This is a genomic window from Brevibacillus ginsengisoli (assembly GCF_050113715.1).
Classification (GTDB): domain Bacteria; phylum Bacillota; class Bacilli; order Brevibacillales; family Brevibacillaceae; genus Brevibacillus_H; species Brevibacillus_H ginsengisoli.
Map to the genome: position 1 here is coordinate 123,588 of NZ_JBNJQR010000001.1, position 20,622 is coordinate 144,209.

The following is a 20,622-nucleotide window of genomic DNA, read 5'->3' on the forward strand; positions in this document are numbered from 1 at the left end:
TACCACCATGATTGACCTGTTTTTTGTTATCTTCGTTTTCTTGCGTCTTATTTAAAATTGAATTGCAACTGAAAATACGTTTTCCTATTTAATCATAACTTCCATCGAGGAAGTGGCGTTCCTTAAAACAAATACGAATACTTCTTGTAATGAATAAATTTGACAGGAATGGTTTACTAATGTAGACTGACAGTGTGTTACATTTGTAGACTATTATCCGGGAGGTTTGACCCCGTGAATCTAGCAGATAAAATATCCAATTCAGAGCTAGAAGTAATGAAAATTTTATGGCAGGCTGACTTGCCTATATCATCCGTAGAAATACGAAGCAAACTGCAATTGGCAAAAGGATGGGAAAAATCAACGATCCTGACGTTAGTTCGCAGATTGTATGATAAAGAAGTCATTACTGCTGAGAAACGTGACGTCTTCTATTATTATCCTAATATTACAGAAGCAGAGTATACTGCAGCTCAAATGCAGGAAATGGCGGATAAGCTTTACAAGGGCAATGTCAAAAGTTTGGTGGCAGCGCTCTGTCATGGGGGCAAACTAAATGAGAAGGACATTGATGAGCTGAAGGCATATTTTAAGGTGGAGGGGCAGCATGAGTGAATTTCTGCTGACATTATTGTCACTATCGGCTTCCGGCACTATTATCGCACTCTTGTTATTTGCAATAAAACCGCTTATCCGACATCGATTCTCGCACTCCTGGCAGTATTATATTTTCTTGATCGTAATCATGCGGCTTCTGCTTCCGATTACACCGGAAAAAAGTTTAATTGGTAGTTGGTTTGAACACACGCAGGTTGTGTGGCAAACATCTATCTACTCAGCCGAGCAAACGAGTACCCAAAAGATCATGCCGGCTACAAACCAACCGTTTACTACATCACAAGCTGCACCACCGGTTAAATCACAGATGCAATCTAAGACGTACATATGGAACTATTTGTGGGTGTTTTGGTTAGTGGGGGCTACCGCTATGCTCGCTTGGAAATTCTTCGGATACAGAAGGTTTCATAAACTATTGAGCATGGGGCATTCGGTCGTCACTGATCCGAACTTGCTAGTTGTGCTAGATAATTGCAGGCGCGGATTGAAAATCGGGAAGCAGCTGCCATTGTACCAAAATTCGCTCGTTTCGACACCGATGTTGCTCGGGTTACGGAGGCCCGCTCTGGTTATACCTAGCCGAGAATACAATGAGGACGAATTGCGGTATATTTACTTACATGAACTTACCCACTTCAAGCGCCGGGATTTGTGGTACAAATGGTTAGCGCAGTTGGTGCTTTGTCTGCACTGGTTTAATCCCGTTGTCTATTTTGTCGTAAAAGTGGTTGATCGCGCTTGTGAGCTATCTTGTGATGAAGCTGTAATTAATAAAATGAGCGCTAAAGATAAACAGGGCTACGGCAACACCTTAATCGCGATGGCAGCGTCAGGGTCCTATAAGCGTACAACCGTTATAGGAGCGATGAGTGAGGAGAAGCGGCATTTAAAGGAAAGATTAACGGCCATTATGAAATCAGGTAAAAGAAGTAGAACAATCATGATCATCTCTATCGTTCTGGCAGTTCTAGTTGGCTCGGGAGCGTTGTTTGCCGGGGCGTTCATCAAAGTTAGCGATCACACAGCTGAGACTGGAACAGGGAAGGTATACGGCGGTTACAATCTTGAGAAAATCGCAATGGACAGAACACCTTATGTTGGTAACGTTTCTAAGGTTTCACGTCTTGTGGGACAACTGCCGGCACCGGATCGGTTTTACATGCAAAATTATATCGCCTTGCAAACCAATCAACAGCCATATGGCTTAACAGCATTTTATGAGCCTGCAGCAACAGAGTCTATGGAAAGACCGTCTCAATCAGATCATGAGCCGAATTCCAAACTAGCGAATAACAGTCGTAAAAATGCGCTTATCTTGTTCGCCATGATCGATAATGTAGATGAAATCACGTTCGCTTTTCGAGGCACGCCGTCAACAGAACTTCTGGAAGAATCAGCATATGACATTCACCTTACATATCACCGATCGGATTTCGCGAAACAATGTAATTTTAACGAGATCAGCCATAATCTAGAGGCGCTTGGTCAGGCAGTGGGGCAGTTAAACTAACCACTGCGCCAGAGCGCTACAATAGCAGTGTAGAGGTTAGAGGTTAGAGGTTCGATACCGTTATGCTCCACCATATAGGAATAATGGAAACGGCAGGGATGCCGTTTTTTTGTTTTCAAAAAAAAGTGTCAGGGTGCGTGTACATGAGGAGCACTCTCACAAATAGTTGAGGTAGATTTACGATATTATTACTTATATCCAGAAGTAAAATTCTGTATAATTATAGAGCGATGTCAGCGTTCACTCTTTCGTAATTCAATTATTACGATATGGTATCAATGGTTGTTACGTATGCAATTCAATTCTAGTGATTTGGTAATAGAAGAATAATGTGTATTTTCCCTAGAAAACTATTGTGAGGTAGAGGATTTTCGGTATGAATGTAGCTAAAAAAATGTTACAAGTTCCGACGAATATTAGTTCAAAGGATCATCGTTTCTTTATTTTTTGCAACTATATGTTCGTATTTGCATTTTTTGCCCATATCATTTTTATCCCTATCTTTTATAAAATGGGGAACACGATTGTGTTTATCAATAATATCCTTGCCGTTTTTCTAGACTTGCTTTGTCTAACATTGAATTACAAAGGTTTTATTAAAACTGCAACTGCTCTATGGATATTTGAAATATTCGGTCATACCTTATATTGCTCGTATGCATATGGTTGGGAACAAGGATATTATTATTACTTTCTTTCTCTGGTTATCATCGTATTTTTTTCGAGGTGGACTATTTCAATACGATTAATGGTAACAGCACTTCTTTGTACAGCAACGATATTCATCTTTAACTATACACATACCTATCCACCAGTTACCAAGCTGAACTACATCACTTTAAATCTGATCCATGCATATAATGCAACTGCCAACTTTGTAGGTATTGCATATGCTTCCTATTATTATCGGAGATATTCGGAACAAATGGAAGCTAGACTACTGCATCTTGCCAGTACAGACGCATTAACAGGTATTTGTAATCGACGATTTTTTGAACAGTCTGTTGAAAATAAATTAGAAAAGCCTTCAAGTGACGGTATAAAGGAATGTGCTTTATTACTATTGGATATCGACCATTTTAAAAAAATTAATGATTCGTTTGGACATGCTGTTGGAGACCTCGCGCTGCAAAAAGTAGCAGAGATTTGTAATCATTCATTACGGGAAGGCGATGTTTTAGGACGTATCGGCGGTGAAGAGTTTGCTATTTTCTTTGCTAATGTTGACTATCCAGAAGTCCTTCAATTCGCAGAGAGGTTAAGAAAGAATATAGGAGATAGTAAATTTTTGTTAGATGACGCACCCGAACTTGGTTTAAGTGTGAGTATTGGACTAACGATGCCTAAATTCCAAAATGAAAAACTTTCTAGCATGATGGTGCGCTCTGATCAGGCATTATATCAAGCTAAAAATAGCGGGAGAAATAAAGTTGTAGCTTTGATTGAATAAATACGATCTGAGTATGCTATGCTCCACCATATATTAACTAAAAAAGAAACGGCAGTGATGCCGTTTCTTTTATGTTGGACCACTATATCTGCCCAGCCATTTTCTTAAAGCGTCCTACAAGTGGCACAACAATGATACCGGCTATAGCGACCTGAAGAACGTTTCCTGGGATGGAGCCGAATGGCTGTATCCAGTTATTGTAAAGGATGACTTCGGCAAAGTAGTAGCCCACGACTTTTATAATCAGTGCAACCAGAACTGCCAGTGTGTTTACAAGTACTCTATTGCCAGGTACCTTTTCAGATATGAGTCCGGCTAGATAGCCCATTGTCCCTACGATGAGGAATGTAAACGGTGCCCATGCTGTCCAACCAGAAATAAGATCGAAGAGTCCCATTCCGAAGGCGCCCGCTATAGCTCCTGTTTTTCTGCCGTAAACAAAGGCTGCAATAAATAGAGGCACGTTACCCAGATGGATAAGGCCACCGTTCCCCATTATTGGGAGCCTTATGTTGATGAACATTGTGGCTGCTAAGGTAATTGCGATGAAAAGTGCGTTGACAACTAAGGTTTTTGTTTTACTTGTTGCTCTCGGGGAGAATGTTGATTCCATATGATAGCCTCTTTCTTTTTTTTAATATCTTATTATACTCCTTATCGGATATTTAATAAATACTTAATACTGAATATTTGCGCATTTATACAATTCTTGGAACAACAAGATTCCTTACCATTTCTAACGGAAAGTCGATAGAGGCAACGAAGATCGTGGAATGGAGCTCCGACGGCGGAGCAATCTGAATCGCTAAAACTAACAGCAAATTATCAAGACGGTACGAAGGCGCTTGTCGAGGATAAAGCGGAGTGGTCGTCAAGCGATGAACAGATTGTCACGGAAAGGGACGGGGTGATTACAGCGGTTTCTCCTGGCACCTCCAACATCCGGGCAACCTACAAAGGAAAAACAGGTTGGAGTAACATCTGACTACTAAGATTCTTGAAGGGGTATTTTCGTGATAATAATAATAGAAATGTAAAAAAACTACTAATTTTTAAACTTATTCAAGTTTTTATTCGTACTATTAATGATACAAGTATTAGTGTAGATCTGTGAGTTTGAAAAAAGGAGGGGAAAGATATGAAAAAAATGAGTACGATCCCGACGATGGTAATAGTGAGTTCGTTATTATTCGTTCAGCCCGTTTTTGCCGAACAAACACCTACACAAGGAAATGCAAGCACAACAAACGTGATTGCCACTGTAGAAATTCCCGCTCATATCCACAAACTGCTGGGAGACTTGAAAGAATATTTACCGGAATGGGAAAGACTGAATTTGGACCCAGAATATTATCACCAAAATGTGGAGAACAGCTTATTGGTGTTAAGCAGTCCAGAAAAGAATGGGAAAAGCGAGAAAAACGTGCAGATCAACTTTGATTCGGAAGGGCAACTTATCAACTACCGAATAACCTTGCCGGAGGCAGCTTCCTCGTTGCCCCCAAGCGATCAATTGGCAAAAGAGCGGGCGTCTGGCTTCGCTGATATTGTTTTGATCGAAAATTTTCATGTAGCTGAAGAAACCATTACCAATGAACAAGAGGGGGTCAAAACGGTTGTGCTTTATCCGAGCCTCAATCATCTACCCGTGAAGAAAAAGTGGATTGAAATCCGGGTGAATGGTGACGGAAGCATTCTTGGCTTCACAACCAAGTTTGATAACAAGTGGGATGAATCCAATTTGGCTCTTCCTCCAAATCGGAAAACACCGGAAACAATCAAGCAAGCGTATGCCAAGCTGCTCAATATGGAACTTCAGTATACAGCGGAGCAAGGTGATAATGATGCAAAACTGCAATACGTGCCCAACTATTTCGGACCACTCGATGCGGTAAACGGTACACCTTTGGATGCGATTGACTGGCAACAGCAAACAAAAGCCTTGCAGGGGAAGGGAAGCAATCTGGCGTTTCATTCAATTGATGAGTTGAACCGCTTTGTTGCAAATGAGTGGGGAATCAAGTCTAATGAGCTAACATTTGCCACCAGCGAAGTGAAGAAGGCCGGTTCAGACACACCTTCAGTGATTTTGTATTCTTGGACACCCAAACAATACGGGGAGTTGAAGGCGATAATAATCGAATTGGAAGCGAAGACGGGGCAACTTCTGAGTGCCAAGGTGGAGAAGCAGTATCCGGGCAAGGCACCTTCTAACGGACTGACGGAACAGGCAGAAAATCAGATCATTACAGCTTTTTTGGAGAGAAATATGAACCAAAAAGTAACAGAGGTACGGATCAAGCATCATCTGAATAACTACCTTGTACAACGAACGGTAAATGGGATTCCGGTGAACGGAGAGTCCTGGCTGATATCAACCGAACCCACTACGGGAAAAATCGTGGGTCTGACAATTGAACCGATTAATCTGGACAGGAAGTTTCCGGCAGGCAAGGAGACGATTTCAACCGAAACGGCTAAAGCAAAGCTACTGGGAGAAGTCGATTGGGAAATGTGTTACCTGTATTCAGATGAAAAAGATGACGTGCAACTGGCGTTTGTCCCTAAAGGAAAAAACATTATACAGAATGTCGATGCCCAATCAAAACATTAAATCCCGCTAGGCTCCAACATCATACATAAGTAAAACCCTTGAGAAATCAAGGGTCTTTTGTTTTGTATGGTAGTAAGCATTCAACAGTTGCTACTAATTCAACACAGGACGTTACCTCTACATCTGCTTCTCAATTAGAAGTCGTGCGGCACTAAGTCGCAAAAAATGTTTCAGGCAGTTAATCCTAACGGAAAATCAATCAGAAATCCGGTACCACTAACTTGGATTCAGTCAGTCAGCTGCAACCGGCTTCTCCACATACATTCTAAATAACTGAATGTAGAACACGATGCTGATGAATGAAACCAGCAAAATGAGGCTAAATATTACCATAGGCTGAGCCCAACCTGAAAGGAATACCGTCAACGGCGCCAAAAATTTACCGATCGTGGCCTGCAAGTTGTCGGCTCCCATGTATTGTCCTCTTGCATCCTCCGGGGCATAGCGGCTGATGAAGCTCTGCGTCACGGGAGAGCGTACCATCTCACCAAAGGTAAAGATTATCGTAACAACAAACAAGTACCATATGTTGGTGCCCAGTCCAACAAGGAATGTGCCTACTCCGGCCAAGAGCGATGACAGAATGAACACATTACGCTCTTTCCAATTATCGAACCATTTCGTCACGGGAAGGATAAACAGGACGAACAACAGACCGTTAAAGCCCAGTAACCATCCATATATATCTGTACTGGAAAGCATAAGGGAATCACCATTCCATGTGAATAGAGCCTGGGAAGGGATATCATTGATGATATATACCGCCAAATAAAGGTCCAGTTGCATAATGGGTATCAGGGCAAAGATGCCTGCCAGAATATAAACCAGGAACACTTTATCGCGAAAAATAACGCCATATCCCTCCCACTGTTGTTTGAAAACACTCGTAATCGAAATTGAAGTTGAAATCTCTACTCGTTTCGCCTTTTGTGGCAATGTTTCATGGATCATGAAATAAATAGCGATAAAATAAAGCAGCAAGATCAAAGCGCAGGTCCACAAAAGCTCTTGTCGGTAATGGAAGAAGAAGACGCCTCCAAGTGCGGGTCCAAGCACGGCACCAATGTTATTTGCCGTCGTGAACGTTGCGAAGATCTGGCGACGGTTTTGAGCTGGAACTAGATCAGCAACCATAGCAGAGCTTGCTGGTCTATAGATGGCTCCCCCCACCCCTAGGCCAATATATGCGAAATAATCGATCCAGTTGGACGGTGACACTGCAAAAAGTGCAAACATCACCGTCTGAAGCGAGGCTCCCAGCAGCATCACTGGACGCCGCCCTAACCGGTCCGCTAAAACACCTCCGAACAGACTTCCTACCAAGCTGAATAGCGGAGGGACAGTCATCAAAATGCCTGCAAGTTGATTGCCTAATGCATCTCCAAAATATACAGTGATAAACGGAAAGTACATCCAAAACAGCATGTTAAACAGTGCTTCTCCGATTAAACGTACTTTCAAATTGTTATTCCATAACCGTATTTGCATCAATACCCTCCTCATTTTGTGGTAAGCAAGTTTCCTGACCGGGTATACAAACTTTAGGATATTTTCCCAATTAAATATAGACTTATATTTCAAAATAATTTATACTAATAATATGAAAGTCGAATATACTCCGCTTTAGTTTGATTGTTTCAATAAACGAACATACATTCTTAATGCAAAGACGCCTCCTCGGAAGCGTCTTTTTTGATGCGATGGTGAAGGGGCAAGGATATTGTTTCTAGCCAAAAAATGAAAGAAAATAGAAATAGGCTACACAAAAATACCAAAGAAGGATTACTTTTATGCATAACTATACCATTTGGGAAAACCTGTTGTTTTTGCCTACAAGTTTGGACAAGAAGAAGCTAGCCAACTCCGTGCAAGGAAAGACGATTGTGATAACAGGCGCGAGCTCCGGAATCGGTGAGCAGGTAGCTTACTTCCTGGCTGATTTCGATGTTCATTTGATCCTTGTGGCTAGAAGAGTGGACAAGCTCCAAAATTTGAAACGGGAAATTGAAAAGAAAGCTGCCAAGGTAAGTTTCTTTGGAGCTGATCTAAGACAGGCGGATGAGATGGAAGGTTTCCTAACTTTTATTCATCAACAGCCTGGCGGTGTGGACATTGTGGTGAACAACGCAGGCCTATCCATCAGACGTTCGATTATGGACTCATTGAATCGTTATCACGATTTTACGCGAACGATGGCGATCAATTATTTGGGGCCCGTGAGATTGCTATTGTCTGTCATTCCTCAGCTTAAACATAATCGTGGGCAGATTATCAACGTTTCTACAATAAACACTTCGTTAATCCCTTTCCCCTATTGGGCTGCGTACCAGGCTTCCAAGGCAGCTTTTGATGCATGGTTTCGATCTGCGGCACCGGAATTGAATGCAATGGGGATCGCAACGACGTCCATCTATCTTCCATTAGTGAAAACTCCCATGATCTCGCCAACAGCCGCATATCAAAACATGCCCGCGATGAGCGCGGAACACGCAGCCCGAATGATCGTTAAATCGATGTATACAAGACAAAAATCCATGAAGCCATGGTGGTTGATTTTTGGACAATTGGCCTCTCAATTCTTTAGAGGATTTTGGGAATGGGCCATGGCGGAGTGGCTGCGCAAAAGGAGGAAGTAAAGCTGCGAATCATTTATCTATTCAGCGTTCTTTACCAAATGAGAATGCTCTCCCCAATCAGCCTCTGTCGGTTAATCGTGGCTATCTTTCAATATGGAATCAATTTGATGACTCTCTTAAAGGTTGCAGAGAGAACGTATGGTGCAAAAATCGCCTTGGTAGATGAGCAGGAAACCATCAGCTTTCAACAGTTATTGTTACAGTCGGAGCGCCTTTCGATCACTCTGAAGCAAAAATACGGACTTGCTAGCGGACAGAAGGTCGGGTTTTTATGCAAAAATCACGCTTCTTTGGTGAAATCTATTTTTGCTGCTTCTTTTACCGGCGCAGATATTTTTTTGCTCAATACACAGATGAGCATAGGACAGTTCAATCAACTCCTAGGCACATATCATTTGGATTTTCTTGTGCATGATGGTGAGATGGCCTCATTCATTGAACAATCGTCGTATACGAAGGATAGAGTTTTGAGTTACCATGATTCTCTGCCCGCAATCAATAATTTGCTTCAACCATTCGTTCATGAAGAATACAAACGGCAGAGAACGTCTTCAAGCAAGATCATCCTGCTTACAGGCGGTACAACCGGGAAATCGAAAAAGGTCGAACACAAACCATCCTTATTCAATTATTTGCCTCCTTTTTCAGCGTTACTTACCAGACTTCAACTTGTGCGTTATCAGACGGCTTACATAGCAACCCCGATTTATCATGGTTATGGGATAGCCCTATTACTTTTGTTCGTCGCTTTAGGGAAGAAAATCGTGATGACCTCCAGATTTGACGCGGCAAAGGCATGCGACCTGATACAAAAGCACAAGGTAGAAGTCGTAACCGTCGTCCCGTTAATGGTACAAAAAATGCTGAAACATAATGTCGAGGACTTGAAATCGCTGGCCTGTATCGCTTCAGGAGGAGCAGAACTCAATCCGAAACTTGTAGCCGAGGTGTTCAACAAACTAGGAGACGTCTTATACAATTTGTACGGTACTTCAGAGGCTGGTTTGAATATCATTGCAACACCGCAAGATTTAAAATATTCGGCGAACACAATTGGCCGAAAGATAAAAGGCGTCAGGTTATATGTGTTGGATCGCAATAAGAAAAAATGTGGAATAGGTGAAATCGGCGGGTTTAGCCTAAAAAATAATTGGTCCATGTGGAATAGAAAGGGTTCGTGGATCGAGACGGGAGATTTAGGTTACCGGGATGATTCTGGGTATTATTTTTTAAGCGGAAGAACAGATGATATGGTGGTTTCAGCTGGCGAAAATGTTTATCCCAGCGAGATAGAACACATACTCATCCATCATCCTTCGGTAGAAGACGTAGCCGTGATAGGTGTTCATGACGAAATGTTTGGGCAAAGATTGAAAGCGGTCGTACAACCAGTTAAAAATACTGATCTTACAAAAGAGGCACTACTGGAATGGTTGCGCCCTAAAGTTGCAAGGTATCAATTGCCCAAGGAGATCGTTTTCGTTGATCAGATCTCTTATACACATTTGGGGAAGCGTGATAAGAAGCAGCTCCATGAGGTTTTTTTCGAAAGGACTACGAATAGATGATGAGTAGAAGCCGACTTGGAGGGTGATGGTCGTAGGAGCAACTACGTTGATTTCCAGTTCCAGAAATCTAATTAAGTAATATCCTCCTAGGGTCTATATCATATATATAACGACTGAAATGCCGTTCAGAGTGTTTGCAAAGCCCCGGTTTATCGGGGCTTTTGTTGTTAAGTATTCAGGTCCTCATCCCCAATAGTTCGCTTCTCTGTGAAAAAGTAAAGTAGTGCTAATATTGGTAAGGAGACTCCAATAAAAGCGGTGAAATTCCAGCCCCCATAGGCATAAGACCAACTGCCCAAAGACGAGCCAATGGCTCCGCCTACAAAAAAGATAGACATGAAAAGCCCATTTAGACGCCCTCTTGCTTCACTTCCTAATGAATAAATCACACGCTGTCCAAGAACAAGATTTCCCGATACGGCCATATCCAGTGTAACCGCGGAAAGAAAGAGCATAATGAGTGAAAAAGTTGAATGGCTTTGAAAAAGATAGATCAACAGAAAAGACAAGGCAGCAATTATCATAGCCAAACCGGTTAACACTCTGCTCCAGCCTTTATCCGCCAATCTCCCGGCAATCGGTGCTGCTACTGCTCCGCCCACACCAACTAAAGCAAATAATGCAATGCCTTTCTGGGACATTCCGAAATCATCCGCTAATCGCATAGGAACCACAGTCCAAAAGAGGCTAAAGGCTCCAAATAAACAGGCTTGATATAGGGCACGGCGGCGCAATGCAGTTGTTTGTTTTAATAGGGTACCTAAAGAAGTAATTAATTTACCGTAGCGGACCGCAGGCGATGGCTTTCGCTCGGGGAGAACACGCGACAGCACAACCGCCAATAACGCAATCACAATCGCTGACAAAGCAAAGACGGTACGCCAGCCCCAGATGCTGGTTATAAAGCTTGCCACCGGTCGAGCAAACATAATTCCAAGCAAGAGGCCGCTCATCACATTCCCAACCACGCGGCCGCGCTGCTCTTCAGACGCCAAATAGGTGGCATATGGCACCAGTATCTGAGCTACCACAGATGCAACACCGATAAACAGGGATGCGGTAAGGAATACTGGCGCATTGGGGGCGATTGCGGCTGTAAATAATGCACCGACTGCAACCGTAAGTGAAAGAATCGTGAGGCGGCGATTTTCAACAATATCGCTGATTGGTACGATAAATAGCAGACCCAAAACATAACCGATTTGAGTCAATGTGACGATTAATCCAGCTGCTGTGGAAGAAAGGCCCGTAGCTACTCGGATAGGTCCTACAAGGGTTTGAGCATAATAAAGATTAGCAACGATCAGACCACACGCAGATGCTATCAGAAATATGATCTTACTTGAAATGCGGTCAACTTCCAGCACTTGTTCCGTTTTCATGATAATCCTCCTTATGATTGTTTTCTAAGAGTGAGACTGCTCTAATCATTTCGGTGCTACCATTGTAAAATGAATACTGAACGTTCAGTTCACTAATTGATGACTAAATAGTAAACTAAACGTTTAGTATTGTAAATAGTGAAATTCGATTTTCTTTTTATTTATTTTTTTGTATACTGAACGTACAGTTTATGTTTTGTCGACAAGTAGCCAAAGGGGGGGTTCGGGTGCAAGTAAAAAGAGGGCGTCCACGTAATGTTGAAACGCAAAATTCTATCCTTACCGCTGCCTATGATTTATTATTGGAAACTGGATTTGGAGCGGTCACTGTAGATAAAATTGCTGAACGTGCCAGGGTCAGCAAAGCCACGATTTATAAATGGTGGCCTAACAAGGCTGCCGTGGTGATGGATGGCTTTCTAGCTGCTGCCTCTACAAGATTGCCTGTGCCTGACACGGGTTCGGTTTTCAATGATATCCTCATTCATGCCTCAAATTTAGCCCGATTTTTGACAAGTCGGGAGGGTATAATCATTACTCAGTTAATAGGTGAAGGGCAGTTTGATTCAGGATTGGCGCAGGAATATCAGGCTCGCTATTTCCAGCCACGACGGCTTGAGGCCCGGCAGCTAATGGAACGGGGAGTTCAGCGTGGGGAATTAAAGAAAAATCTCGATATTGAATTAAGCACGGATCTCATTTACGGACCGATTTTCTATCGATTGCTGGCAACAGGTGAAAAATTAGACGATTCATATGTGCAGCATTTGGTCTCTAATGCGTTTGAAGGAATCCGTCTATCTTGAGAACTCAGAGGGAATTGGAGATTTCTCTTGCCGAATTGTTTCGTAGCTCATCCTGGTATATAATAGGGAACTGATTGATGAATCACTAACCTGAGAAGGGGGCGGCAATTCGATGGCGAAGTCCGAAACGACCTCAGTTAACCGCAAAACGGAGATTATATCTGCGGCGATTGAGGTGTTCGCAGAGATTGGATACTACCGGGCAACGACGGCAGAAGTCGCGAAACGTGCGAAAATATCGCAGCCATATATCTTTCGTTTTTTCTCAACAAAAGAAGCCTTGTTGCTCGCAGCACTGGAAGTATCCTGGGAGCGAGTGATCGATTCCTTCCGCAAAGTCGTGGAGTCCGCCTCGCCGGAACAGCTTGAGACTGATCTAATTCGGGCTTATGAGGAAATTCTGAACGCCTACCAGAATGAAATCCTGCTTCAGATGCAGGCTCAGACGATTCAGGAAGACTCTATCCGCGAAGCGATGCGAAATGGATTTCGGGAAGTTCGCCGAATAGTTCTGGATGCCTTTCGTGAAGCTGGCATTCCGAATTCTGAGGAACGGACAATGCTGTTCTTGGCCAGGGGGATGCTGTGCAACATTTCAACAGTGCTTAACCTGCCCGAATTGATGAAAATATGAAGGCGGAGATTTTTGAAAAGTTGTGATTGACTGATCAATAACAAGGTGATACATTGTTCTCAAGTTAGTGATTGATCGATTACAAAACAAGGCGTTGTCTATTGTTAGTGATTGATCAATCACAATTATTAAAACGAGGTGATTCCGTTGAAAAAAGCGATTGTCGTAGGAGCAACTGGTGGTACGGGCGCTGCGATTATAGAGGAGCTTGTTAAGCGAGGGATTCGCACGGTGGCCTTCGGAAGATCTTTACAGAAGCTGGAGCAACTTCGGGCTAAGCTGGGTAATCCAGAGAATCTAACGATTGCAACAGGTGACGCTTTCCGACCGAATGACATCGTCACGGCAGCACGAGGTGCGGATGTCCTGTTCCATTGCGCGAATGTGCCGTATCACGAGATGTAGAGCAAGCTGATTCCCCTAGGCGAATCAGTGATGGAGGCCGCTGACCAGCTGGGTTTGAAGGTAGTCGTGATCGACGGCATTTATCCCTATGGAAGAAGACAGATGGATCGGGTGACCGAGGAACATCCGAAGCAGCCGCATACCCGAAAAGGGAAGACAAGGCTTGCTTACGAGAAGATGTTGTTCGACGGCCGGTGGAGCAGGACCAAAGTAATGATCGTCCGCCTGCCGGATTATTACGGTCCAACGGCGAATGAGGCTTCTTATCTGGGCTCAACGCTCGAAGCAATCGCAGCTGGTAAGATGGCATTCTTCATCGGCAACATGCGTGTTCCCAGGGAATTTATTTTCTTGCCAGATGCGGCCTTCATGATTGCAGAATTGGCTGCCAAGGACGAAACCTATGGGGAGAACTGGAATATACCTGGTGCAGGCCTGATTTCAGGCAGGGAGATCGTGCGAATCGCAAGACAGGCAAGCGGAAGCTTCAGACCCGTCATTCCGCTCGGCAAAGGAGGGCTGTCATTACTCGGTCTGGTTGTACCGGTGATGAAAGAGGTAGTAGAAATGCTCTATTTAACAGAAGAGCCGCTTGTCTTGAGCGGGGACAAATTCGAGAAGATGATTGGTCCATTGCGGGCGACACCTTTTGAAGAGGGCATTACCAATACGATCCGTATGTTGCAAAGAAAAAATGGGTTTCTTATACAGTAATTGATTGATCACTAACAAAATTAAAGAAAAAGGAATCAAGTATCTGATTTTTTATACGTATCAAGGAAATGAAGATCACATCGCAAGATTCTGGCCGAGATGAGAAATAGCGCTGTACGGGCATTGTAGCGATCTGTGGTACACATTAACATGGCGCACGAAGATGATAACCATAGCAAAGACCCCGAGAGATGGTCTAATGTTAAGTGTCCAGCTCTCAGGGTCACACCCCAAGCCACCTTTAGTGGCTTTTTTTATGTTACCTAGTAAATTATCTCTCTTGTCCTTTCTCCAACACTTCCCGAGGACGAATAACCGTAAAGTAATACATCCCGCCAATCAACAACGCCCCAAGAACCAGCAACGGAATCGAATAATTCTGATACCACGGGCTGTCCGGACTACGCGGCCAGCTTAGGTTAATCACTACGAATACCCCCCAGAGAGCTGCTACCAGGTTAACCGGCAGCCCCCACTTGCCAAGGTTCCACGGAGATGTGGTCGAATCCCAGCCACGGCTCCTGGAGATGAGATTGCCCACAGGAACGCTAAGATAAGCAAGATACATCCCAACCACGCAAATATTCACGATGTACGTTTCGACCGACGCAGAAACTGATAAAAGGATCGTAAACATTCCGCTAAATACGATGGCAGCAACTGGTGTTTCGAAGCGTTGCGATACTTTTACCCAAGTTTTGGAGAAAGGGATCTTATTATCGCGACCAAAAGAGTACAGTAATCGGGAAACGGTCGCCTGCACAGCGGTACCACACACAAAAATGGCAATGACCGCGATAATAATAAACGAATTCGCGATACCTGTTCCAAGGTTGCTTTCTAAAATATAGGATAATGGGGCGTCTGACTTCATCGCGGTATCCAAATCGGGGATCCCCAGTACAAACGCCCATAGAGCAAGTGCACCGATGATAAAGGTTAGGACAAGCGAGTAAATGATCGCTTTTGGCACCACGCGCCGTGGATCCTTTACTTCTTCAGCTAGACCTCCCGCAGAGTCGAAGCCGTAAAGCACCCAGGTAGAGGTCAGCATGGCCGCAAGAAATACCGGCAAATATCCGCCTGCTCCCGCAGTGCCCGCAGTATGAAACGTAAACGAAAAGGGTTGATGCACCCCGACAGCATACAGCATGACAGCCAACACGATCATCGCTACAATTTCGGCGACCATTCCGATGTTATTGATAATAGCGGTTAATTTTACGCCGAACGCGTTAATCAGTGTCTGCAGCAGTACCATCACGGCCGTTGCTACGATCAGTACGGTTTGGTTGGTGGCGTCGAATCCGAATAATTGAGCTACATAAGGCGCACCGCCGAAGTCAACCGCCGCGATCGTAGCGAGCAGCGCAATTAAGTAAATCCAGCCTGCGAACCAAGCATACGTGTGATTCACCAAATTTTTACCCCACTGATAGATAGAGCCTGCAAGGGGATAATGGGAGGCAGCCTCCCCCATCGATAGTCCGACAAGCAACTGTCCGATAAAAACGATTGGCCAACTCCAAACAAACGCAGGTCCTCCAGTCGTTAATCCATAATTGAAAAGACTGAAAATACCTGTCGTAGCGGAGATGAAGGAGAACGCGATTGCAAAATTCGAGAAAAAACTCAAATTCCGGTTTAACTCCTGCTTATACCCCATTCTTTCTAGATCCAATGAATCTTTATCCATTCTTGTCGGATGATGTGTCATTCAAGTCCACCTCCCTAGGAATTCCTTCATTCTTGCTTGCACGGATGAAAATTGCGTTCACTTCAGACTTTTTCAAACATCCCCCCATATGTATTTGCCCCGTGTAGGTAAACGTGCGTTGTTTGGGGTAAATAAGTTATTTCTATAGTCTATACACTACTTATCTTGATTTTCTGAAAACGATAGATAAAATTTCTTTTATATAATGTGCATTTTCTATCTTTTGAGCTTTTTCCTTTACGATCTTTGACATGAGCGAGTTGGTACTTTTGGCAACTCCGATGACAATTCTTTCTGTAGTTGTTGGAAATTTCTGAACTTTAATGTCGTATTAATCATTGAGGATTGTTTATTGCAAGAATCCCTTAAACAAACTGCAGTTCAATCGGCGAACCGAAGAAGTACACGTATGTAAGTCAAAGTGTAGGAGGAAACGCATGAAAGCAATCGTGTACACTCAATACGGACCACCGGAAGTTCTTCAGCTCAAAGAGGTAGAAAAACCTACTCCCAAGGACAATGAAATACTGGTAAAAATACATGCGACAACAGTAACAGCTGGGGATTGGCGTTTACGAAAGGCTGACCCATTCGCGGCAAGATTTTTCAACGGTCTCACACGGCCCCAAAAAGTTACGGTATTGGGGTTTGAGCTAGCGGGGATCGTTGAAGCAGCAGGCAAAGATGTAACACGATTTAAGAAAGGCGACCAGGTTTTTGCCTCTTGTGGTACTGGTTTTGGTGCTTATGCCGAGTACAAATGTCTGCCAGAAGACGGGGGAGTGGCAATAAAACCGGCCAATATGACCTATGAGGAAGCCGCAGCAGTTCCGATTGGAGGAATGACCGCCTTACATTTTCTCAGAAAAGGAAAGATTCGGGGCGGGCAAAAAGTTCTGATCTATGGCGCCTCTGGAAGTGTAGGTACTTATGCGGTACAGCTTGCCAAATACTTTGGGGCAGAAGTTACCGGGGTATGTAGTACGACGAATCTAGCTTTGGTGAGGTCACTGGGAGCCGATAAGGTGATGGATTACACGAAAGAGGATTTTACCCAAAGCGGTGAGACCTATGATATTATTTTTGACACGGTAGGCAAGAGTTCTTTTGCTGGTTGTATCAAATCCCTTAAGCCAAAAGGATACTACCTTCGAGCTGTCCACATGGAGCTTTCGCCGATCGTTCGAGGGCTGTGGACTTCAATGACCAGCAGCAAGAAGGTAATCGGTGGGACGGTAAACATTGATCGACCAGAGGATTTACTTTTCCTCAAAGAACTGATTGAGGTAGGAAAATTAAAATCGGTCATTGATAGACACTATGCATTGGAACAGATCTCGGAAGCCCATCGCTATGTGGAGAAGGGGCACAAAAAGGGGAATGTCGTCATATCTGTGGAGCTTAATCAATTCTAACAATGATAGCATTCCTCCATGGGCATCCCTCCCTTCTTTCAAGAGGAAGCAGACCGTATGTTGAAATTAAAATAGAACGGGAGGGAATTAGGTGTCAAAAGCACAGCGTAGTCATACTGAGCGTCCAATGGTGAAAATTCCTGCAGGTGAAATCGTATTAAGAGATGATCGAATAAAGACTGAATGGACGGTAGAGGTAAAATCTTTTTTGCTTGCACCGGTTCCTGTTACCAATGAGTTATATTTCTCGGTATTGGAAAAGACAGTTGGTCCTAATAACCACCCTCAAGCTCCGGTGGTGGAAGTCTCATGGAATGACGCTATTCTCTTCTGTAATTTGCTATCTCAGCAATCAGGTCTTAAGGAATGTTACTCGATAAGTGATGATGGTGAGAGTGTCATCTGTGACTGGGGTGCGGATGGCTATCGTCTTCCTACAGAAGCGGAATGGCAGTATGCGTGTAAAGCAGGAACAACTGGGTATCAATACGGCAAGCTTGAGAGAATAGCTTGGTATCATGGAAATTCTGAGGGCATGGTCCATGAGGTGGGTAAAAAGGAGCCAAATGCGTGGGGTCTCTACGATATGTTAGGAAATGTTTGGGAGTGGTGTTGGGATCTGTACGATGTCGAAGTATACGGCCCCTACAGAGTTTTCCGCGGTGGAAGCTGGGCGGAAGAGGCTAGGGGCTGTGGAGCAACGTGCCGCCGCCGCAGTCACCCTACCTTTCGAATTGATGACCTCGGCTTTCGTCTTGCTAGGTCTCTGTAAGATGGAACAAAAAAAAGGGGAGAGTAAAAGATCATTAGGTTCCCGTACAATTCGGTATTCTGCCCCTCTCTTCTGCAGTGCTCCGAGGGGGGCTTTTTTTATACTTAACGAAGACTTGGAATGGGTATGCAGGACAAAGAATAGCTGTCCATGATCCACAGTCAATTTCATTGAGCCCATCTAAAGCATCTTTCAGCTACTATAACTGTCGAACTGCCTTGAACGTTTTTCTAGACAAGTTTTTCAATGGTAACAAATGTATCGTTTAGTGCTACACCATTTGCCCCTGTAACTGTTTTTCCCATATCAGCCGGAATATAAGAAATCAAATTGTTAATAGGAAGATTATTAGAATGAGCAATTTGTATGGTGTATTTACTTACACTCGATGAAATCTTGGCCTTAATAATCATTTCTCCATCATGATTGTAAATTCGAACCATGTCATCCAGTTCTATATTTCGTTCTTTCGCTAATGTTGGATGAAGTAAAACATGCGGTTCTGTCTTGATTGCGTGAAGCGAGTAAATATTAATAAATTGAGAATTAATTTGATATTGTTCATGAGTGATCAAGAGGCGATAGGGATACTTCTGGTTTTCTTGTTGAGTAGGAACAAACAAAGCTAGTGGTGGATGGGAATTTTCTTTAGCTGTTTGCGAATAAAGCTCGATTTTTTTAGAAGGAGTGCCAAACTGCAAATTTTCCCATGCCGTAGAGGGCACAGGTTTCCTTCTCGGAGCATGGAGAAGCTCTTTCCAATGGGATATTTGAAGATCTCTATAAATTTCTTCTGTAAATTCGTCCTCAATAAATTGTATGGACGTCTTATCTGTGGGAAACGAAGAAATCCCGGGAGATTTGATATTTAACTTTTGGGATAAGAGTTTGGCAATCTGTAAATCACTTTTACTTTCGTGATAGGGCGGGATAGCTGGCTGATTGATACTGATCCAATGATGCCAGTAACTTGAAACAATATCCCACTCTTCAAAATTGGTTGTGGCAGGAAGGACAAGGTCGGATAGCTGTGCTGTGGGAGTCAGGAATAGATCGACAGTAACAATCAGTTCTAAAGATTGGAGTGCGTGAATAAGTAAAGCACGATCTGGATTTTGGGTTAACAGGTTGCGACAAGAAATCCAGAGGAATTTCACCGGCGGGTCTTGCAGGGCATGAATTTCGGTTGCGAAGTTATTAATGTCTATTGGACGGATACAATTGTTCTGATCTAAACCATCTGGGAAGTGTTTCATAACATTAGAAGTAAACTTCCACTGAGGATCATTGGCAAAATGGACACCACTTCCTTTTCGTCCAATATTCCCAGTGATAGCTGCCAAAGCGTTGATCGCTCGGATGCATTGTCCAGCATGAACATGCCGCTGTAACCCGAATCCAGTCCAAATAAAAACAGGGCTTCCTTTTATCAGTTGATTGGATAATTCCTTGATTGCTTCAAGTGTTTGACCACACTTTGCCAAAGCTTCTTCCATTGGGAAGGAATCGACATATTCTTTTAATTCGCTCCACCCAACCGTATTTTTTTCAATGAAATCCATGTCATGAAATTGATGGTCAATCATGTATTTGGCGATTGCAAGTGCTAAAGCCCCGTCACTGCCTGGTTTCACTTGAATATACAGATCTGATTTCTGAGCCGTAGCCGTGTAGACAGGGTCAATTGTGATAAGGGTGGCTCCCAATTCTTTTGCTTGATTCAAATAAGGAAGCGCATGGATTGAAGTCCATACTGGATTGACACCCCATAGAATAATGGTTTTGGCGTGAAGCAAATCTTCAAGATCAGACGTTTGGTGCCAACCAAAATCATAATGAAAGGCATCTAGCCCTGGTGACCAACAAGGTGAACCAATTGCTCTTGTTGTTTTCCCAAGGCTATTAAACATTCCCTCCACGGCTTGATGCAGGATACCGAAATTGCCTGAATATTTATTTAGAGCAAGAGACATGTGAGAACCATAACGCTGGTAGAGTTCAATGATTTTATCAGAAATAATATCCAAAGCACTGTCCCATGAAATTTTACGCCACTTTCCGCTTCCTCTCTTCTCCTGAATCATGGGATGTTTAATTCTTTCAGGATGATACACCAGATTTACGTAGTTGAAGCCTTTGGGGCAGAGTTTTCCTTTGGTATAGCCGTGGAGAGGGTCTCCTCCCACTTTCTGAAGAATGCCATCAGTAGAAAAGCCAAGCATACTGCAGGAACTATAGCAGTTACGAGGACAAACATGTCTAGTAATGGTATAAGGTTCGAGCATGTTCTGACCTCCTTATGATTCAACAAACTGTAATATATGCGACACTCAAATATTCGTGCTAATAGTATACTAGCGATATACTTTTAGCAACCAAAA

Annotated in this window: 15 protein-coding genes and 2 pseudogenes; 12 read left to right on the forward strand and 5 right to left on the reverse strand. The window is 43.4% G+C overall.

The window, feature by feature from the left end:
• The first annotated feature begins 234 nt into the window (after nucleotides 1–234).
• From ACQCN2_RS00610 to ACQCN2_RS00620, 3 genes are all read left to right on the forward strand, one after another.
• Nucleotides 235–615: a BlaI/MecI/CopY family transcriptional regulator gene (locus ACQCN2_RS00610; protein ID WP_426926947.1), complete on the forward strand. Its 381-nt coding sequence runs from the start codon at nucleotides 235–237 to the stop codon at nucleotides 613–615.
• The gene (locus ACQCN2_RS00615; RefSeq protein ID WP_426926948.1) at nucleotides 608–2,128 is read left to right on the forward strand and encodes a M56 family metallopeptidase; all 1,521 of its coding nucleotides are present in this window, start codon (nucleotides 608–610) and stop codon (nucleotides 2,126–2,128) included. The genes ACQCN2_RS00610 and ACQCN2_RS00615 overlap by 8 nt, the downstream gene beginning before the upstream one ends.
• Before the next feature lie 376 nt (nucleotides 2,129–2,504).
• Nucleotides 2,505–3,578: a GGDEF domain-containing protein gene (locus ACQCN2_RS00620; protein ID WP_426926949.1), complete on the forward strand. Its 1,074-nt coding sequence runs from the start codon at nucleotides 2,505–2,507 to the stop codon at nucleotides 3,576–3,578.
• Between the two features lie 82 nt (nucleotides 3,579–3,660).
• Here the strand turns inward: ACQCN2_RS00620 and ACQCN2_RS00625 are convergent, their stop codons facing one another.
• Nucleotides 3,661–4,191 (reverse strand): ECF transporter S component, encoded by a 531-nt coding sequence (locus ACQCN2_RS00625; RefSeq protein ID WP_426926950.1) that lies wholly within the window; start codon nucleotides 4,189–4,191, stop codon nucleotides 3,661–3,663.
• Between the two features lie 183 nt (nucleotides 4,192–4,374).
• Here ACQCN2_RS00625 and ACQCN2_RS00630 point away from each other — a divergent pair.
• Nucleotides 4,375–4,563: pseudogene (locus ACQCN2_RS00630) on the forward strand (Ig-like domain-containing protein); the annotation flags it as partial.
• A gap of 153 nt (nucleotides 4,564–4,716) precedes the next feature.
• Entirely contained in the window at nucleotides 4,717–6,192 is a 1,476-nt protein-coding gene (locus ACQCN2_RS00635) for a YcdB/YcdC domain-containing protein (RefSeq protein WP_426926951.1), read from the forward strand.
• 231 nt (nucleotides 6,193–6,423) lie between these two features.
• Here the strand turns inward: ACQCN2_RS00635 and ACQCN2_RS00640 are convergent, their stop codons facing one another.
• Nucleotides 6,424–7,680, reverse strand: a complete 1,257-nt coding sequence (locus tag ACQCN2_RS00640) for an MDR family MFS transporter (protein ID WP_426926952.1) — start codon at nucleotides 7,678–7,680, stop codon at nucleotides 6,424–6,426.
• A gap of 302 nt (nucleotides 7,681–7,982) precedes the next feature.
• Here ACQCN2_RS00640 and ACQCN2_RS00645 point away from each other — a divergent pair, with 302 nt between their 5' ends.
• Complete coding sequence (locus ACQCN2_RS00645; RefSeq protein ID WP_426926953.1) at nucleotides 7,983–8,828, forward strand: SDR family NAD(P)-dependent oxidoreductase; 846 nt, start codon at nucleotides 7,983–7,985, stop codon at nucleotides 8,826–8,828.
• A complete protein-coding gene (locus tag ACQCN2_RS00650; protein WP_426926954.1) occupies nucleotides 8,789–10,396 on the forward strand; it encodes an AMP-binding protein in 1,608 nt (535 codons plus the stop codon). Before ACQCN2_RS00645 ends, ACQCN2_RS00650 begins: the two co-directional genes overlap by 40 nt.
• Nucleotides 10,397–10,563: 167 nt before the next feature.
• On the opposite strand, the gene ACQCN2_RS00655 is transcribed toward ACQCN2_RS00650, so the two are convergent.
• The gene (locus ACQCN2_RS00655) at nucleotides 10,564–11,778 is read right to left on the reverse strand and encodes an MFS transporter (RefSeq protein WP_426926955.1); all 1,215 of its coding nucleotides are present in this window, start codon (nucleotides 11,776–11,778) and stop codon (nucleotides 10,564–10,566) included.
• A gap of 191 nt (nucleotides 11,779–11,969) precedes the next feature.
• Here ACQCN2_RS00655 and ACQCN2_RS00660 point away from each other — a divergent pair, with 191 nt between their 5' ends.
• The 3 genes and pseudogenes from ACQCN2_RS00660 (at nucleotide 11,970) to ACQCN2_RS00670 (ending at nucleotide 14,337) form a co-directional block, all read left to right on the forward strand.
• Nucleotides 11,970–12,584 carry a TetR/AcrR family transcriptional regulator gene (locus tag ACQCN2_RS00660; RefSeq protein ID WP_426926956.1) on the forward strand — a complete coding sequence of 205 codons (615 nt, stop codon included), beginning with the start codon at nucleotides 11,970–11,972 and terminating at the stop codon, nucleotides 12,582–12,584.
• Between the two features lie 112 nt (nucleotides 12,585–12,696).
• On the forward strand, nucleotides 12,697–13,218 hold the full coding sequence (locus ACQCN2_RS00665; protein ID WP_426926957.1) for a TetR/AcrR family transcriptional regulator: 522 nt from the start codon (nucleotides 12,697–12,699) through the stop codon (nucleotides 13,216–13,218).
• 147 nt (nucleotides 13,219–13,365) lie between these two features.
• A pseudogene (locus ACQCN2_RS00670) lies at nucleotides 13,366–14,337 on the forward strand (SDR family NAD(P)-dependent oxidoreductase).
• Between the two features lie 271 nt (nucleotides 14,338–14,608).
• Here the strand turns inward: ACQCN2_RS00670 and ACQCN2_RS00675 are convergent.
• On the reverse strand, nucleotides 14,609–16,054 hold the full coding sequence (locus tag ACQCN2_RS00675) for an APC family permease (protein ID WP_426926958.1): 1,446 nt from the start codon (nucleotides 16,052–16,054) through the stop codon (nucleotides 14,609–14,611).
• A gap of 437 nt (nucleotides 16,055–16,491) precedes the next feature.
• On the opposite strand from ACQCN2_RS00675, the gene ACQCN2_RS00680 reads away from it, so the two are divergent.
• On the forward strand, nucleotides 16,492–17,469 hold the full coding sequence (locus tag ACQCN2_RS00680) for an NAD(P)-dependent alcohol dehydrogenase (RefSeq protein ID WP_426926959.1): 978 nt from the start codon (nucleotides 16,492–16,494) through the stop codon (nucleotides 17,467–17,469).
• Between the two features lie 127 nt (nucleotides 17,470–17,596).
• Nucleotides 17,597–18,241: a formylglycine-generating enzyme family protein gene (locus tag ACQCN2_RS00685; RefSeq protein ID WP_426927499.1), complete on the forward strand. Its 645-nt coding sequence runs from the start codon at nucleotides 17,597–17,599 to the stop codon at nucleotides 18,239–18,241.
• Between the two features lie 230 nt (nucleotides 18,242–18,471).
• On the opposite strand, the gene ACQCN2_RS00690 is transcribed toward ACQCN2_RS00685, so the two are convergent.
• Nucleotides 18,472–20,526 (reverse strand): molybdopterin-dependent oxidoreductase, encoded by a 2,055-nt coding sequence (locus tag ACQCN2_RS00690; RefSeq protein WP_426926960.1) that lies wholly within the window; start codon nucleotides 20,524–20,526, stop codon nucleotides 18,472–18,474.
• Nucleotides 20,527–20,622: the final 96 nt, after the last annotated feature.